Source organism: Carnobacterium sp. (assembly GCF_045617425.1).
Classification (GTDB): Bacteria; Bacillota; Bacilli; order Lactobacillales; family Carnobacteriaceae; genus Carnobacterium_B.
Window position 1 is genome coordinate 125,824 of record NZ_JAZLIO010000006.1, and the last position, 16,294, is coordinate 142,117.

Here is a 16,294-nt window from a genome sequence, read left to right on the forward strand (position 1 = left end):
ATTTCTCATTTAATCATTAGAATGTACGTAAGTTATTCTAATGTTGAAGAATTTATCACTTGTTGTTTGGATGTCTGAACGTAGACATCGTACAATTTAGATAATACGGTGATGTCACCACTTGCAATTTTTGATAACTTCAAAAATACAGGTTTCATAATTTGAGCATCATCATTTTCATTAATGATAGCTAAGGCTTCGCTATTTAGTATAAATAAGTCATCTAATATTGTATGGTATTTTTTTACAAATGTTTGAAGACCTTCTTTATCTTCTAGTAAAACATTTTTTAAATTTTGATTTTTTTCATGAAGATTTTCTAAGTATTCTCCAACCGTCATATCTAGTGAATTTGAAACCTCTTCTAATTCATTAAAAAAATTATCGTTAACATCGATTAACACCAGTTCCACCTCCAACAATCACAATCACAATAACTGATTATATAATATTCTAAACCAAATGAATATAGCATAAAGAAATCGAATTAAATAACTGATGTTCTTATAGACGAAATATGTCTAGGTTACTAAAAATTCTTTAAATTAGTTTTGAAAACGAATGTAGCTGATAAGGAACAATATAAGAGAAACAAATAGAATCCTTCAAAATAATTGGGTTCTATTCGATTCAGCGTTACAATGATTCTATAGGATACAAAAAGAAAATATAAAATGGAGGCTACGAATAATGAAAATCGGGATTCCAAGAGAAATAAAAAATAATGAAAGTCGAGTAGCTATTTCTCCTGCTGGTGTAAACAGCCTTGTGGAAAATGGACACGAAGTCATCATAGAAGTGAATGCAGGAAAGACAGCCGGATTTACGGATGAAGACTATCAACTCTCAGGAGCCACATTGTTTGAAGATGCTGAACAAATTTGGGACGCTGAAATGATCATTAAAGTAAAAGAGCCTATTCCAAGTGAATACAAATATTTCAAAAAAGGGATGATAGTGTTCACGTACTTGCACTTAGCGCCAGCTTTAGAATTAACTAAAGAGTTGATGAAGTCTGGAGTTACAGCTATTGGATATGAAACGATGGTCGGAACTGACGGAACATTGCCTTTATTGACACCAATGAGCCAAATTGCTGGAAGAATGGCTGCCCAAGTCGGTGCTGAATTTCTTGAGAGTGTCAATCAAGGAAAAGGGATCTTGTTAAGCGGAGTACCTGGCGTTCAAAAAGGAAAAGTAACCATCATAGGTGGAGGTGTTTCCGGAACAAATGCAGCCAAAATCGCAATCGGCCTAGGAGCAGAAGTAACGATTTTGGACGTCAATCCTAAACGATTAGAAGAATTGGATGATCTATTTGAAAATAGAATCAACACACTTATGTCAAATGAATACAACATTGCAAAAGCAGTTAAAGAAGCAGACTTAGTAATTGGAGCTGTATTGATACCGGGATCTAAAGCACCAACCTTAGTAACAGAAGAAATGGTTAAACAAATGGAACCAGGTTCGGTTGTTGTTGATATAGCGGTTGACCAAGGGGGGATTTTTGAAACAGCTTCAGAAGTGACGACCCATGATAATCCTGTTTACATCAAACATGGTGTTGTCCATTATGCAGTTGCCAACATGCCAGGAGCTGTTCCAAAAACTTCGACTCTTGCCTTAACCAATGTAACCATTCCTTATGCAGTTGAAATCGCAAATAAAGGGTTGATTAAAGCAGCTAAAGAAAATGCAACGATTTATACGGGTATCAATGTTATGGCTGGTAAATTGACTAAAAAAGAAGTTGGCGAGTCATTAAACCTTCCGTATCATGAAGCATTGAGTTCTTTTATGTAATCCAATCAGTGTGTTTTGAAACAGAAGTTGCATTAAATGCATAAATAAATGAATTTCTTTCCGAAATGCAGTATACTAATGAAGAAACTAACTGCAAAAAGGAGCATTCGCATGTCAAAAGGAAATAAAAAAATTCAAGTAGAAGTAAAAGAAACCCCTAATAATAAAGAAGGTTTTGTTGAGTTAGAGCTTTATGTGAATGATGAAAAAATTGGTCAATTGCAACAAGAAGAAGGCCAAACAGTTACCGTAAAAACGAATTCAGGAACAGAGTCTAAAGCGAGAACTGTTGATGAAGGTATAAATAAATTAATTATGGATTATAATTTACACCAAATGTAAATTTGAATGAGCAATAAGCAATAAAAGATCGATCCTACTCTAGGGTCGATCTTTTTTTATCGATACTGTTATTAAGAGCATCCTAAAAGCTTTTTAAATCCATCTATGCTATGCTTTTTCTATACATAACTTAACGTAAAGGATGTGATTGTTTTGTCAACGAATGTCAAGTCCGCTTCTTTTAAAGATAGGTTTAAACATTTTTTAGAAGTACTAAAACCCAATTGGGCAAGAGCTGAAGTTTCATCAAATGCAGCTGAACTAGCTTATTTCACTTTACTATCTTTATTCCCAATTTTATTGGTTGTTGCGAACGTTATTCCTCTTTTCCCTATAGATGCTGCCGATATATTGCCAATGGTAGAAACAGCTGTTCCACCAGATATTTACAATGTTTTAGCTCCAATTTTAGAAAGTTATTTGAATAGTTCAAGCGGAGGCGCTATATCTATTGGTTTGATTACGTCACTGTGGTCGGCCAGTAAAGCTTTTAATGCATTGCAAAATGTTTTAAATGACGTCTATGGAGTAGAAAAAAGAAATAATTTTATTATTGTTCGATTAGTCTCTTTCTTAGTACAGTTAGCGATTGTAGCGATTGTAGGGGTGCTGATTTTCGTCTTTGTATTTGGTGAATTTATCTTATTATTCATTGAAGATTTTGTAGGTATTGAATTAGATTTCATTTTACAAATATTTAGTTTAAAATGGTTGGTTTTATTTATTGTCTTGATTCTAATTATTACAATGGTTTATTTCTTAGTACCAAATCATCGTATGCATATCAAGTATGCTCTTCCAGGAGCAGTATTTGCTACGATAGGTTGGTTGATTTTATCACAAGCCTTTACACTCTACGTACAATTTGCTGGAGGGGAAGCGGCTGCTAGTGCGACGTTTGGAGTCTTCATTGTTTTAATGTTGTGGCTCTATTTATCCGCTATAATCTTACTGGTAGGTGCATTAATCAATGCTGTTTACTTTGAAATTAAAACAGGTAAATCAGTTCAAGAAGTTAAAGTTGAAAAAGATAATGAAGAGAAAGAGGATAAGGAAAAAAAATATCCAGATGATTCAAAATCAATTCAACATAAAAAATTAGTGAAATTAAAAACAGTAGAGAAACATAAAGAAGACTGAGTGAATACTCAGTTTTCTTTTTTCTTTAGTCAGAGTTAATTAGAAGAGCACCGTAAGATTTTTCTAAGAAATAAGTCAGCCCTTTTTTTTAGATTGTTTTTCTTATATAATGAATGAAGTTTGATGAAGACATTTTTTAATAGATAGGACACAAGGAGAATTTTAAAAAATGATAGAAAATAAAGAAACAAAAATAGATTATGGGATTATCTTATCCGTATTGTTGCTAGCAATCATTAGTATTGCGACTATCTATTCAACCACTCATTTAACTGGGAACTCCGGAATCGGTGCTACATTGATGCAAGTCATCTGGTATGTAGTTGGTGCAGTTGCTATCGTAGTGATTATGCAGTTTGATTCTGAACAGTTATGGAAATTGGCGCCGGTAGCCTATGGTTTTGGGCTCTTTCTGTTAGTGTTGGTGCTATTCTTTTATGACCGGCCGACTGAATTAAGTACCGGGGCGAAAAGCTGGTTTAAGATAGGTCCTTTAACCTTTCAGCCCTCGGAGATCATGAAAATAGCCTTTATTCTAATGCTGGCACGTGTCGTTACAAAACATAACGGCGATTACCCGACTCACCATCCTAAATCCGATTTTTTATTGTTAGGCAAAATTATATTAACCTCTATTCCGCCACTTGTACTGGTTATGCTACAAAATGACTTAGGTTCAACATTAGTGTTTATTGCCATTATTATTGGTTTAGTGCTGATTTCAGGAGTCACTTGGAAAATCATTCTACCACTGTTTACAGGAGTAGCCGCACTTGGTGGAACATTACTGATCCTAGTTGTGTACAATCGTGAATTATTATTAAAATGGGGTTTTCAACAATATCAATTTGCAAGAATAGATTCTTGGTTGAATCCATATGGAGATTCAGGAGATACATCTTATCAACTGATTCAGAGTATTAAAGCGATTGGGTCAGGTAAAATGTTTGGTAAAGGATTTGGGACATCAGAAGTATATGTGCCGGTTCGAGAGTCTGATATGATTTTTTCAACGATTGGAGAAAATTTTGGTTTTCTTGGCAGTTGTATTTTAATTTTTATCTACTTCTTGTTGATTTATCAAATGATCCGCATATGTTTTGATACGAAAAACGAATTCTATGCGTATATTGCAACAGGCGTTATCATGATGATTCTGTTCCATGTTTTTGAAAATGTTGGGATGAGCATTGGACTGCTTCCATTAACCGGGATACCGTTGCCGTTTATTTCTCAAGGTGGAACGGCATTGTTAGGAAACATGATGGGTGTCGGACTTATTATGTCCATGAGATACCATTACCGCAGTTACATGTTCTCTGAAGAAGATGAAGATTTCAAATAAAATGAATACTGTATTGAAGGGAGTTTCAATGCTTAAATTTTATCAACACCCGACGTGTTCAACTTGTAAGGAAGCAAGGAAGTGGTTGGATGACCACTTAATCGAGTACCGTGCGATAAATATGATCGAGAATCCACCAACACAAGAAACATTGCTCAACTTGATGAGCCAAACGGATCTACCGGTACTTCGCTTTTTTAACACAAGTGGGAATCGCTACCGAGAATTAGGATTGAAAAATAGAGTGCCAAATATGAACATAACTGAATGTGCAGCTGTTTTGGCTTCAGATGGAATTTTAATCAAAAGACCTTTACTAACTGATGGCAAAATAACGACTCTTGGTTTTAAAGAAGACGTTTATGAACAAACTTGGATAAAATAAAGAACCAGATTGGAGCGATCGAATTGGAAAAGCAAATGAAATATAGTGAAAATGGCTTATGGATACTAAAAGAAGGCGACAATTACCGGATTGGGTTATCTGAAAAAGGGCAAGATGATTTAGGTGAAGTCATGTTTGTTGAACTTCCAAATACGCTAGCAGAAGTAAGAGAAAATGATGTTTTACTAGGAGTCGAAGGAGCAAAAGCTGTTACTGAGTTATTGTCTCCATTAACAGGTGTCGTTGTTCAATTCCATGCAGAACTAACAGATAATCCTGAAAAATTAAATAGCATGGACAAAAATGACAATTGGATTCTTGAATTAAAAGATGTAGAGCCAGGTGCTTTTGAAAAATTGTCGGCTGAAGTTTAAAATTTAAAGTTGACATAAAAAAAATGCTCTGTTAGAATATGTTAAATATCAATAACGCGATGATAAGAAGAGTACGTTCGTAATAACCATTTATAGAGAGCCTTGTTTGCTGAAAAAAGGTAATGGGAATTGAGCCGAAGATGGTCTTTGAGCAGAATAAGTGAATGCCTTGCATAAGTTTATTCCGGGTGCACCCGATAACGTGCCACAGTATAAAAAAGTTGAAAAATGCTTGAGTACTGTATGAGGTTGATTTAGTGATGAATCAACAAATTAAGGTGGTAACACGAAAAGTCAGAACTTTCGTCCTTATAGTAAGCAGCATGCTTAGTATAGGGATGAAAGTTTTTTTATTTGAATGAATTTGGAGGTGTATCAAAAGTGATTGAATTAAAAAATATAAAAAAAGTATTTCAAACAAAACAAGGCAGTTTAACGGCTGTCAAAGATATCAATGTTTCCATCCAAGATGGTGAAATTTATGGAATCGTTGGGTATTCTGGAGCTGGAAAGAGTACGTTGGTCCGAATGTTCAATGGACTAGAAACACCAACAGACGGTACAGTAGCTATTGAAGGGAACATCATTTCACAATTAAAAGGAAAATCTCTTAGAAAAGAACGCCAGAAAATTGGGATGATCTTTCAACATTTCAACCTGTTATGGTCTAGGACAGTTGAAGAAAATATTCTTTTTCCGCTTGAATTGGCAAAAATACCTAAAAAAGAACGCGAAGCTAAAGCAAAAGAACTTATTGGTTTAGTAGGGTTGGAAGGAAGAGAAAAAGCTTATCCATCTCAACTTTCAGGTGGTCAAAAGCAACGTGTTGGAATTGCGCGAGCACTAGCTAATGATCCAACGTTATTGCTTTGTGATGAGGCAACAAGTGCACTGGATCCACAGACTACGGATGAAGTACTGGATTTACTATTGGACATCAACAAGCGTTTAAACCTAACGATTGTCTTGATTACACATGAAATGCATGTGATTCGTAAAATTTGTGACAAGGTTGCCGTTATGGATGATGGAAAAATTGTTGAAGAAGGTTCTGTCATTGATGTATTCAAAAAACCACAACAAGACATTACTAAACGTTTTATTCGCCAAGATGCAAATCCAGACAGTGAAGATACTGATATGATTTTTGAAGAATTGTTGGCAGAATATCCTGAAGGGAAAATTGTTCACTTAACGTTCCATGGCCAACAAGCCAAGATGCCGATCATGTCAAAAATCGTTCGAGAAGATGGCGTCGATTTAAGCATCATTCAAGGAAACATTCAACAAACACAAGATGGCGCAATTGGTTCGCTTTATGTCCAACTGACAGGTGAGAATAAAAAAATCGAAGTGGCTATTGAAGAATTAAGAAAATTCCAGGTAGAAGTAGAGGTGGTAGAACATGTTGTCGAAGCTTAATTTAGGAGCGAGTGTTTTATCACAATATCTCGACTTTTCAGAAGTTAAATGGGAAAAAATGCAAGAAGCAACTTTAGAGACGATCGGTATGACTATTGGATCAGTAGTCATCATCTTTTTCGCAGGATTGCTGCTAGGTTTACTACTGTATGAAACAAATGGAAAAGATACATTGGCAGCTAAAATACTGTACAGAGTTGTCGCAATTTTAGTCAACATCTTCCGTTCTATCCCATTTATTATTTTGATTGTATTATTGATTCCAATTACAAAAACACTTGTAGGCTCGATTATTGGGCCAACAGCTGCATTACCGGCGTTGATTCTTTCATCTGCACCATTCTTTGCCCGACTGGTTGAAATTGGGTTTCGAGAAATTGATAAAGGTGTCGTTGAAGCTGCTGAAGCAATGGGAGCTAGTAAATGGCAAATTATTTATAAAGTCTTGATTCCAGAAAGTCTACCTGCTATTGTATCAGGAATTACAGTCACAACCATATCTTTAGTTGGGTATACCGCAATGGCCGGTGTGATTGGGGCAGGTGGATTAGGAAACCTCGCTTATCTCGATGGGTTCCAACGAAACCAGCCAGCTGTAACTCTAGTTGCAACCTTGATCATTTTAGTCATTGTCTTTATTATTCAAGCCATTGGAGATGTGATCGTTAAGAAAGTGGACAAACGTTAAAACAGCTAAGTGAAAGACGAACATCACCATCATTAGCTGATTAAAAAGAACTACTGTAGTTTAAATAGGGGATTTAAATAGCATAAAAAAAAACTAATGAAAAAATAGGGGGATTTAAAAATGAAAAAGAAAACAATTTTATCAGCATTAGTAACAACTGGAGTAGTACTAACATTAGCTGCTTGTGGCAACGAAGGAGGCAATACTGAATCAAATGGTTCAGGAACTGAAGAAACAACGATTAAAATTGGGGCCAGCAATGTGCCACATGCTGAAATTCTTGAGTTCGCACAACCTATTCTTGAAGAAGAAGGCATTACATTAGACATTACAACATACAATGATTATGTTGTACCTAATGTGGCATTGGATGAAGGTGAAATTGATGCCAACTACTTCCAACACATTCCATTTTTTGATGCAGCTGTAGAAGAAAATGGCTATGATTTTGTGAATGCTGGAAACATTCATATTGAACCTTTAGCAATTTTTTCTCAACGTTATGAAAGCTTAGAAGATGTAGAAGATGGCGCAACTGTCTTAGTCAGCAACAACCAAGCAGACTGGGGCCGTGTGATTGGAATTTTCGAAGAAGCAGGATTAGTAACAGTTAAAGATGGTGTAGACTTGACAACAGCGACATTTGATGACATTGAAGAAAATCCTAAAAATTTAACATTTGAATACGAAAATGACCCAGCATTAATGACGACATTATACCAACAAGATGAGGCAGAACTAATTGCTATCAATTCAAACTTTGCTGTAGATCAAGACATCAGCCCGCTTGACGATTCAATTGCTATTGAAAGTTCATCTTCTCCATATGCGAATATTATTGCTGTACGTTCAGAAGATGCTGAAGATCCAGCTATTTTGAAATTGGTAGAAGTACTGAAATCTGAAGAAGTTCAAGATTTCATCTTAGAAGAATGGGATGGAGCAGTTGTTCCTGTAAAAGAATAAGCTGAAAAAAAGTAAGAAGTCAATAAAATGGCTTCTTACTTTTTTTGTGCGGTTAAATAAGGTAAGATGATTGGATTGAATTTACTTCGGAATGAAAAAGATTACTTTTAGAAAGACAAGGAAAACTTTATCTGAATTCTGTATTTTTCAGGGTTGTTGTTGTTTTATTTTGTTGTTTTACGCAGAATCAATGTAAAAGCTAATTCATCAGAAGTTAATTTTTGGACAGACAATTCATTGTTGATCATTTTAAACGCATTTTCGGCTTGCTTATGTATAGAATAATCAATAGTAGTGATGTCTAATAAATGCGAGATTTCAATATTATCAAAACCAATCACTGAAAAATCTTCTGGTAATGAGAACCCTAGACGCTTTGCTTGAGAAACTAGACCAGCTGCAACAGCATCAGAGCTTGTCATGAAGGCGTCAGGCTTGATTTTTTGTTTGGCTAACCAATGTGCAATGCGCTCACCATCTTGGATACTGTTGATATCATTGAACTGTTCGGGTGAATGAGGCGTCAAATTGTATTTTTCACAGAAATATTCATACGCTTTGATTCGGCTTTTAGTATTCAAGCGTCGAATATCGCTATATAGATTAATAATCGTACGGCACCCTTTAGCGTAAAGATATTCAAGTCCTAAAAGATAACCATCATATTGATCAATAAAGACAGATAGAATACAAGAGGATTTAACCCTTTGCCAGGTAACGATGGGACCATATTTTGTGTATGATTCAATAGTTGACCAATCGTTTGAACGAATGATCAAAAAAATACCATCTAATTGCTTTCTACGCATCAACTCTAAAGCATTTAATTCTTTTTTTGGATCATTTTCAGTTAAATAGAGAATAACGGTATATCCTTTTTTTTGGGCAGCTAATGTAAAATTTTTGACTAAGACAGTAATGGTTTCAGTAATATTTGGCACAATGATACCAATAGTTTTAGTTGCACCTTTTTTCAACGAAACCGCTTGACTGTTTGGAACGTAATCTAACTTTTGGACAGCGCTTTCGACTTTTTGGCGAGTAGTATGACTGACATAGCCATTATTGTTAATGACTCTTGAAACGGTAGCAGAGGAAACACCAGCAATCTTTGCAATATCTTTCATATTCGTCATTTCGAAAAACCTCTTTCTGTAAACGGTTGTATCCTAATCAGTATACCAAATGATAGCTAGAAAAAATACGAAAAAAAAACCTATTAATTTTTTTTTGAAATAAAAAAAGTTAGGCCTTGACATGTAATGCATTACATAAACTATAGTAAATATAGGAAATGAAAACGTTTTAAATAGGAGGAAAATTACATGTCTAAAACAGCATTAAAGATCGTCACAATTGGTGGAGGATCAAGTTATACTCCGGAATTAATTGAAGGGTATATCAAACGTAAGGATCAACTGCCAATTAAAGATATCGTTTTAGTGGATATCGAAGCTGGAAAAGAAAAACTTGAAATTGTTGGTGAAATGGCTAAGCGTCAAATTGAGGCTGCCGGTTTAGATTGGAATGTCGAACTAACATTAGATAGAAAGTCAGCTTTGAAAGATGCTGATTTCGTTACAACTCAATTTCGTGTTGGGTTGTTGGATGCACGAATCAAGGATGAAAGAATTCCATTATCCCATGGTGTATTAGGTCAAGAAACAAATGGAGCCGGTGGAATGTTTAAAGCTTTCAGAACCATTCCAATCATTTTAGATATTATTAAGGACATGAAAGAAGTTTGTCCGGATGCTTGGTTAGTCAACTTCACAAATCCAGCAGGTATGGTAACTGAAGCAGCCATTAAACATGGAGGGTGGAAAAAAACCGTTGGCTTATGCAATGTTCCGATTGGACATTGTTCGACAGCTTCACAAAAATTAGGGATACCAGAAGATGAACTGTTCTTTAAATTTGCTGGAATCAATCATTTCCACTGGCACCGTGTGTGGGATAAAACTGGCAAAGAAAGAACCGCTGAATTAATCGATATGATTTATGGGCCTCATAAAGATGGCGAAAATACTGACTTTAAAAATATCCATGACGCTGAATTCCATTATGAACAAATCAAAGACTTGGGTATGTTGCCATGCGGATACCACCGTTACTACTACATTGAAGATGAGATGTTAAAACACTCTATTGAAGAGTTTGAGAATGGTGAAACAAGAGCTCAAGTTGTAAAAGCTACGGAAGCACGATTGTTTGAATTATATAAAGATCCTGCTCTAAATTATAAACCAGAAGAGCTGTCACAACGAGGAGGTACTCATTATAGTGATGCAGCTTGTGAGATCATTGCTTCCATTCAAAATGACAAGCGGACAGATATGGTCGTTTCAACGGAAAACAATGGTACAATTGATGACTTGCCATATGACAGCATCGTTGAAGTATCTGGATCTGTTACGGCACATGGAGTGGAGCCTTACAACTGGGGCGCGTTTACGCCAGCAGCACGTGGCATCATTCAAAATATGAAAGCGATGGAAGAAACGGTCATTCGAGCAGCTATTGAAGGGAATTATGGAGCAGCTTTACAAGCTTTTACGATCAATCCTTTAGTACCAGGTGGCACGCTTGCCAAAACGATTCTTGATGAAATGTTGTATGCACATAAAGAACATCTGCCACAATTTGCAGAAAAAATCAAAGAAATCGAGGCTGATCAACCAGAAACAGTTCGTTATGTTGATGACTTGATGGAAAGCAACTTTAAAGCACCTGTTCAAATGGTTAAGTAATAAGATGTAAGAAATACTGATGACAATGCTTACCTATATTGACTTCAATCTATCACTATAGGTAAGTTGTTTTTAAATAATATGTAAGCGTTTTTTTATAACTGGAGGGAGAATGGATAATGGATAAATTTATGGAATTTCTTCAAGATAAGATGGGACCTATTGCTTATAAACTGGATTCAAATCGCTATTTATCAGCTATAAAGACAGGTTTTTTTGGCGCTATGCCTATTTTGATCTTAGGTTCGATATTTCTTTTGTTCGCTAACTTACCTATAGCTGGTTACCCAGATTTTATGGCTTCGCTATTAGGTGAAAATTGGACGACTTACTTTATGGTACCGTATGATATGACTATGAACATCATGACGATTTTTGTTATCTTTGGTATCGCAAAATCATTAGCTGAATACTATGATCTAGATGATCTAGCAGCAATCGTTATTTCAGTTGTCGCTTTCCTAGTTTTAACACCAACTATTTCTACAGAAGATGGGTTAGTTGGCATTCCGATGAACAATTTAGGAGCCAGCGGATTATTTGTAGGAATGATTACAGCTATCTTATCAGTTGAGGTTACTCGCTGGGTCGTTGCAAGAGGCTGGACCATCAAAATGCCTGAATCTGTTCCACCAAATGTAGCTAAATCATTTACAGCTTTAATACCGGCATTATTTGTTATTTTATTCTTTAACTTTATCCGTATCGGATTTAGCTTTACAGGATATGGAACAGCTCAAACATTTATTTTCCAATTTTTACAAACACCTCTGACTGCTTTAGGTAGTTCATTGCCAGCGACATTGGTTATTGTCATTTTTGAAATTTTATTATGGTCATTTGGGATCCATGGTTCTAATATCGTTGGTGCAGTGATGCAACCCATTTGGCTATCGTTAACAGCAGAAAATGCTGCTGCTTTCAGTTTAGGAGAAACACTACCCCATATTGTAAACTATCAATTTTATCAAAACTTTATAAAGGTAGGAGGCGCAGGTGGAACGATTGGACTAGCCTTACTTTGTTTAGTGATGGCTAAGTCAGCCCAGTTTAAGACATTGGGCAAATTAGCGTTTGGTCCAGCCTTGTTTAATATCAATGAACCATTGATTTTTGGATTACCGATCGTTTTGAATCCAATCATGTTGATTCCATTTTTGATTACTCCGATTCTAATGGCTGTGTCAACTTACTTTGTGATGTCGATTGGACTCGTTCCAATAACAAATGGTGCCAATATACCATGGACAACACCACCAGTCATTGCAGGTTTCTTGGTTAGCGGCTGGCGAGGCGCTGTTTTCCAAATTATTCAAATTGCTGCCAGTACCGTTATCTACTATCCGTTCTTTAAACTAGTTGATAACAAAGCCTACAAGATTGAAATGGAAGGTCAAGATGCTGTAAATAATGAAATGGAAGAAGCCATTTCTATTACTGAAACGAAAACAGTTTAACTCAATCAGTGAAAAAAACGAGTGGATTTATCACTCGTTTTTTTTTATGTCTTTAAAACAACGTTTAAGATAGTACTCTTTTCAAGATAATGATACACTCAAAGAAAGGATAATGGTTGGGAGTGATCAGTGTGTATAAAGAATTGCCAGCGAAAAAATTAGATAAACGTGCCATTCGCTATGAACGAACAAAAGATATTATTGAAAGTTTTTTTACCTTAGCTGTTTTTGTCCTTTTAATGTTTTTGACTATCCAATTTAATTGGCCAATCTGGTTGATGGCCATCTGGATTGTTTTGCCGATCATTGACTTTTTATTGAGTCTATTCTTATTGCCTTATTTAAAGTTAAAGGCTGTACGCTATGAAATGCATAGGCTTCATCTTGAAATTATGAATGGCCTCTTTTTTAAAAAGAGAGCGTTGATCCCAATTGAGCGAATCCAACACGTGGTCGTTAAAGAAGGACCATTGACTAGGAAATATGGGATCCAAATAATTGAAGTCTTTACGGCAGGAACAGGACATGAGATTCCATTAATGTTGAAAAAAGATGCAGAAGAGTTAAGAATTCAATTGCTGGAACAGATAAAGGCGGTGAAATCAGATGTATAATGAAAAAAAATTACACCCATTAACACTGGTTACTGAGGCTTATAAACGCTTGATTTCTTTTATCTTGCCGATTCTTTTCTTTGCTTTTACTGGCCCAGACATGGAAGGTTTTGGATTTGTTTTGCCACTACTGTTCTTTACGATTTTTGGCTTGTCTTATCTAGTGGACGTTTTAAGGTACATACGGACAACTTTTTGGATCGCGGGAAATCGATTTGTAGTAAAAAGCGGATTATTTATTCAAAAAGAAAAAGACGTTCAAATTAGTCGGATTCAAAGCATTGATTACAGTGAAAACTTGATTCATCGTATTTTTAATGTCACAAAGTTGGAGATTAAGACTCCTGGAAAAGGGATATCGTTAGATGCATTGTCTAAAGAAGATGCACTGAAATTGGCGAATCAACTGCATTACCTTAAAGAGACATCGCTTGATGCTGACAGGGATAGCAATGAAGAACATGATGAGAAGCAGACCGACCGACACAGTGGATTCTCCTTGCAAGAAGCAGGAGTCACAAAAAAAATGTATTCCATGAGTTTAGTAGATATCCTCAAAATGAATTTTATGGGAGGGACTGTTTTTAAAGGCCTGATTATAATGGTAGGAGCAATAAATGTTTTTGGGGAGTTCATTCCTGATTCAATTTTCAATCAAGCGGGGACAATCTTTAGTCAAACGGCGATTGCCTCTTTCATTTTTATCGGCGTATTACTGTTTATCTTATTGTATGTTGTAGCTACAGTGCTTTCGATTATTAAGAATTTTGAATACAAAGTCGAATTAACAAAAAATCACGTGACTATTGAAAAAGGCCTGCTCGAAGTTAAAAGCCAGACGATTGCTTTAGCCAATATTCAAAGTGTGTGGGAAAAACAAAATTGGTTGCAAAAACTAACGGGCTATACAACCTTTTGGGTAGGCATCACAAGTGATGATGAAGTGGATAAGAAAGATTCTGTGAGTGAAATGACTGAAGATGGAAAAGTTCTGTTGCTGCCGCTGGTAAAAAAAGATCAACTTGCAGCGTTAAGAGCTGAAATCATTCCTCAGTTTAACTTTCAGCCTGCTCAAACAATCATTCCAATTCGATCATTTAGACGATTTGTACAATTTCCATTGCTATTCTGGATTATTGCAGCTGCTTTAGTTTCTTACTTTTTATGGCCTTACGCATGGACGATCGGTTTAGTGGGTAGCTTGCTGTCACTTTTTTATGGCTACCGTAGTTACAAAAAAACAGGGTATGCTTTATCCACAGAAGAAATGACCTTTCAGTTGACAACATTTCTAGGTACCGAGATCATGTACTTGCGTAAAGACCGTATTTTAAATTTAACGGTCAAACAAAATCCCTTTTTAAAAAGAAGTCAATTGGGAAAAGTAGAAGTCTTTAGTGCTTTAGGGGATACATCCCAGAGTAAAGAATTGTCTTTTATCGAAGAAGCCGACTGTGAGCGGCTATTTGATTGGTTCATGGCAAAAGAGAGGAGTGAAAAGCATGGAGCCTGAAAAAGAGCTGGATCCTCTAGTTTTAAAATTATGGCGGATACGTGGGTTTATGAACAGCATTCCAATGGTCATTGTTGCACTGGTGTATAACTTTTTTTACCAAATCATGCCCCATACTCCATTGCCAGAAGAAGGTATCTATATTACTATTGCTTTGGCTCTGGTTGGAGGATTTATCTCTATTTATGTATTGCCAACGTGGCATTATCGGTCTTGGAGAGTAAACTATCGAATGGATGAGATTGATTTCATCTCAGGTATTTTTATTAAAAAACGAATCACGATTCCCATCATTCGCATCCAAAATATTGAATCGAATGTCGGACCGTTAGCCAAAAAATTAGGCGTCATGTCGTTAACTATCTCAACAGCTGCTACAAGTCATAAGTTGCCGGAGATGCCTGAAGAAGAGGCTCTGGAATTAAAAAAAAGGATTCAGCGATTAATCCGCAACAGTTTATAATACAAAAAAAGTTCGTTCATGATCTGACCCACAATAGTAGAAGGACTACTGTTGTGAAGGAAAGAATCTGAACGAGCTTTTTTTAATTCATTTTTTTGATGGTGCGTTTGACAAAGTCTGTAAATAAACGTTGCATCATCAAATCATAAGGAATCATTAATTCAGGGTGCCATTGCACGGCTACGATACTTTGGTTGGGAGATTTTGCTTCGAAGGCTTCGATTAAGCCGTCTTTACTCCAAGCCACAGCTTTAAATGGTTCAGCTAATTCTTTGATGGCTTGGTGGTGATACGTATTGACTACATATTGGTCGCCAAAAATCTTTCCAATCTTACTTTCAGGATCAATGGTGATTGTGTGAGCACCGGTTTCAAAGTGTGTCAATTGAATGTGTTGAACGGTCAAGTCAGGGTAATCCGAAACATCCTGATAAAGTGTTCCGCCATAAGCAACGTTCACGAGTTGCAAGCCGCGGCAAACAGCAAAAATTGGTTTTGCTTGGTGAATCGCTTCTTTTACAAGTGCAATCTCAAATGCATCACGTGCTGGATTGGTCGCACCTAATTTTAAGCTGGGTTCTTCGCCAAATAACAACGGTGACACATCTTGTCCACCAGCTAATAGTAGACCATCAACTTTTGATAGGTAATCTTTTGCTTCAGTCGGGTCGCTGATTGGGAAAACAACAGGGATAGCGCCAGCTTGACGAACGCCGTTAACAAATCCTTGTGGTGTGTAAGTGATTGGTAAGCCGTTCAGGTCGGCATTGTTCAACAAAATATTTCCGGCTATTCCAATTAATGGTTTCATAAACAATCCGTCCTTTCATTAATAAAAGCAGGACAACTAAAACACAGCACATTTAAGTAATAGGTCTGGTTCTGCCAGCTTCTTTTTTCATTATTAGTTTACCTGATTATAGCAGAAAAGTAACTTCAGAGCATTTGTTAATAAGATTGCGAAAGCAAGAGGGTTAGTCTAAAATATAAAGTAAGAAAGACAATAATTCCAAAGAAACATCATTTGTG

At 36.1% G+C, this 16,294-nt stretch carries 17 protein-coding genes and 1 other annotated feature; of the genes, 14 read left to right on the plus strand and 3 right to left on the minus strand.

The window, feature by feature from the left end; all coding sequences use genetic code 11:
* Positions 1 to 32 precede the first annotated feature (32 nt).
* Entirely contained in the window at positions 33 to 404 is a 372-nt protein-coding gene (locus tag ACKI3H_RS02800; protein WP_407370764.1) for a hypothetical protein, read from the minus strand.
* 286 nt (positions 405 to 690) lie between these two features.
* On the opposite strand from ACKI3H_RS02800, the gene ald reads away from it, so the two are divergent.
* From ald to ACKI3H_RS02845, 9 genes are all read left to right on the plus strand, one after another.
* Entirely contained in the window at positions 691 to 1,806 is a 1,116-nt protein-coding gene (gene ald, locus ACKI3H_RS02805) for an alanine dehydrogenase (protein ID WP_407370765.1), read from the plus strand.
* A gap of 111 nt (positions 1,807 to 1,917) precedes the next feature.
* A complete protein-coding gene (locus tag ACKI3H_RS02810; protein WP_407370766.1) occupies positions 1,918 to 2,148 on the plus strand; it encodes a DUF2969 family protein in 231 nt (76 codons plus the stop codon).
* 144 nt (positions 2,149 to 2,292) lie between these two features.
* Positions 2,293 to 3,288: a YihY/virulence factor BrkB family protein gene (locus tag ACKI3H_RS02815; RefSeq protein ID WP_407370767.1), complete on the plus strand. Its 996-nt coding sequence runs from the start codon at positions 2,293 to 2,295 to the stop codon at positions 3,286 to 3,288.
* Positions 3,289 to 3,457: 169 nt separating this feature from the next.
* Positions 3,458 to 4,633: an FtsW/RodA/SpoVE family cell cycle protein gene (locus tag ACKI3H_RS02820; protein ID WP_407370768.1), complete on the plus strand. Its 1,176-nt coding sequence runs from the start codon at positions 3,458 to 3,460 to the stop codon at positions 4,631 to 4,633.
* Positions 4,634 to 4,661: 28 nt separating this feature from the next.
* Entirely contained in the window at positions 4,662 to 5,018 is a 357-nt protein-coding gene (locus ACKI3H_RS02825) for an arsenate reductase family protein (protein ID WP_407370769.1), read from the plus strand.
* Positions 5,019 to 5,041: 23 nt separating this feature from the next.
* On the plus strand, positions 5,042 to 5,392 hold the full coding sequence (locus tag ACKI3H_RS02830) for a glycine cleavage system protein H (RefSeq protein ID WP_407370770.1): 351 nt from the start codon (positions 5,042 to 5,044) through the stop codon (positions 5,390 to 5,392).
* Positions 5,393 to 5,442: 50 nt separating this feature from the next.
* Positions 5,443 to 5,706 (plus strand) — a binding site (T-box leader).
* A gap of 67 nt (positions 5,707 to 5,773) precedes the next feature.
* Positions 5,774 to 6,814 carry a methionine ABC transporter ATP-binding protein gene (locus tag ACKI3H_RS02835; protein WP_407370771.1) on the plus strand — a complete coding sequence of 347 codons (1,041 nt, stop codon included), beginning with the start codon at positions 5,774 to 5,776 and terminating at the stop codon, positions 6,812 to 6,814.
* Positions 6,798 to 7,502 (plus strand): methionine ABC transporter permease, encoded by a 705-nt coding sequence (locus ACKI3H_RS02840; protein WP_407370772.1) that lies wholly within the window; start codon positions 6,798 to 6,800, stop codon positions 7,500 to 7,502. Before ACKI3H_RS02835 ends, ACKI3H_RS02840 begins: the two co-directional genes overlap by 17 nt.
* Before the next feature lie 120 nt (positions 7,503 to 7,622).
* On the plus strand, positions 7,623 to 8,468 hold the full coding sequence (locus tag ACKI3H_RS02845; RefSeq protein WP_407370773.1) for a MetQ/NlpA family ABC transporter substrate-binding protein: 846 nt from the start codon (positions 7,623 to 7,625) through the stop codon (positions 8,466 to 8,468).
* A gap of 164 nt (positions 8,469 to 8,632) precedes the next feature.
* Here ACKI3H_RS02845 and ACKI3H_RS02850 read toward each other — a convergent pair whose 3' ends face one another.
* Positions 8,633 to 9,604 carry a LacI family DNA-binding transcriptional regulator gene (locus tag ACKI3H_RS02850; protein WP_407370774.1) on the minus strand — a complete coding sequence of 324 codons (972 nt, stop codon included), beginning with the start codon at positions 9,602 to 9,604 and terminating at the stop codon, positions 8,633 to 8,635.
* A gap of 189 nt (positions 9,605 to 9,793) precedes the next feature.
* Between ACKI3H_RS02850 and ACKI3H_RS02855 the strand changes: the two genes are divergently transcribed.
* The 5 genes from ACKI3H_RS02855 (at position 9,794) to ACKI3H_RS02875 (ending at position 15,265) form a co-directional block, all read left to right on the plus strand.
* Positions 9,794 to 11,218, plus strand: a complete 1,425-nt coding sequence (locus ACKI3H_RS02855) for a 6-phospho-beta-glucosidase (protein ID WP_407370775.1) — start codon at positions 9,794 to 9,796, stop codon at positions 11,216 to 11,218.
* A gap of 119 nt (positions 11,219 to 11,337) precedes the next feature.
* Positions 11,338 to 12,675, plus strand: a complete 1,338-nt coding sequence (celB, locus tag ACKI3H_RS02860; RefSeq protein WP_407370776.1) for a PTS cellobiose transporter subunit IIC — start codon at positions 11,338 to 11,340, stop codon at positions 12,673 to 12,675.
* 131 nt (positions 12,676 to 12,806) lie between these two features.
* Positions 12,807 to 13,289 carry a PH domain-containing protein gene (locus tag ACKI3H_RS02865; protein ID WP_407370777.1) on the plus strand — a complete coding sequence of 161 codons (483 nt, stop codon included), beginning with the start codon at positions 12,807 to 12,809 and terminating at the stop codon, positions 13,287 to 13,289.
* Positions 13,282 to 14,802, plus strand: coding sequence for a PH domain-containing protein (locus ACKI3H_RS02870; RefSeq protein ID WP_407370778.1), 1,521 nt, complete (start codon positions 13,282 to 13,284; stop codon positions 14,800 to 14,802). Before ACKI3H_RS02865 ends, ACKI3H_RS02870 begins: the two co-directional genes overlap by 8 nt.
* The gene (locus ACKI3H_RS02875; RefSeq protein WP_244877168.1) at positions 14,792 to 15,265 is read left to right on the plus strand and encodes a PH domain-containing protein; all 474 of its coding nucleotides are present in this window, start codon (positions 14,792 to 14,794) and stop codon (positions 15,263 to 15,265) included. Before ACKI3H_RS02870 ends, ACKI3H_RS02875 begins: the two co-directional genes overlap by 11 nt.
* Positions 15,266 to 15,347: 82 nt before the next feature.
* Here ACKI3H_RS02875 and ACKI3H_RS02880 read toward each other — a convergent pair whose 3' ends face one another.
* Positions 15,348 to 16,076 carry a gamma-glutamyl-gamma-aminobutyrate hydrolase family protein gene (locus ACKI3H_RS02880; RefSeq protein ID WP_407370779.1) on the minus strand — a complete coding sequence of 243 codons (729 nt, stop codon included), beginning with the start codon at positions 16,074 to 16,076 and terminating at the stop codon, positions 15,348 to 15,350.
* Positions 16,077 to 16,294: the final 218 nt, after the last annotated feature.

Bases quoted from the DNA above. Each gene is read 5' to 3' on its own strand.
- ald (WP_407370765.1), top strand. From the start codon at position 691: ATGAAAATCGGGATTCCAAGAGAAATAAAAAATAATGAAAGTCGAGTA.
- ACKI3H_RS02810 (WP_407370766.1), top strand. From the start codon at position 1,918: ATGTCAAAAGGAAATAAAAAAATTCAAGTAGAAGTAAAAGAAACCCCT.
- ACKI3H_RS02820 (WP_407370768.1), top strand. From the start codon at position 3,458: ATGATAGAAAATAAAGAAACAAAAATAGATTATGGGATTATCTTATCC.
- ACKI3H_RS02825 (WP_407370769.1), top strand. From the start codon at position 4,662: ATGCTTAAATTTTATCAACACCCGACGTGTTCAACTTGTAAGGAAGCA.
- ACKI3H_RS02840 (WP_407370772.1), top strand. From the start codon at position 6,798: ATGTTGTCGAAGCTTAATTTAGGAGCGAGTGTTTTATCACAATATCTC.
- ACKI3H_RS02845 (WP_407370773.1), top strand. From the start codon at position 7,623: ATGAAAAAGAAAACAATTTTATCAGCATTAGTAACAACTGGAGTAGTA.
- ACKI3H_RS02850 (WP_407370774.1), bottom strand. From the start codon at position 9,604: ATGACGAATATGAAAGATATTGCAAAGATTGCTGGTGTTTCCTCTGCT.
- ACKI3H_RS02855 (WP_407370775.1), top strand. From the start codon at position 9,794: ATGTCTAAAACAGCATTAAAGATCGTCACAATTGGTGGAGGATCAAGT.
- celB (WP_407370776.1), top strand. From the start codon at position 11,338: ATGGATAAATTTATGGAATTTCTTCAAGATAAGATGGGACCTATTGCT.
- ACKI3H_RS02870 (WP_407370778.1), top strand. From the start codon at position 13,282: ATGTATAATGAAAAAAAATTACACCCATTAACACTGGTTACTGAGGCT.
- ACKI3H_RS02875 (WP_244877168.1), top strand. From the start codon at position 14,792: ATGGAGCCTGAAAAAGAGCTGGATCCTCTAGTTTTAAAATTATGGCGG.
- ACKI3H_RS02880 (WP_407370779.1), bottom strand. From the start codon at position 16,076: ATGAAACCATTAATTGGAATAGCCGGAAATATTTTGTTGAACAATGCC.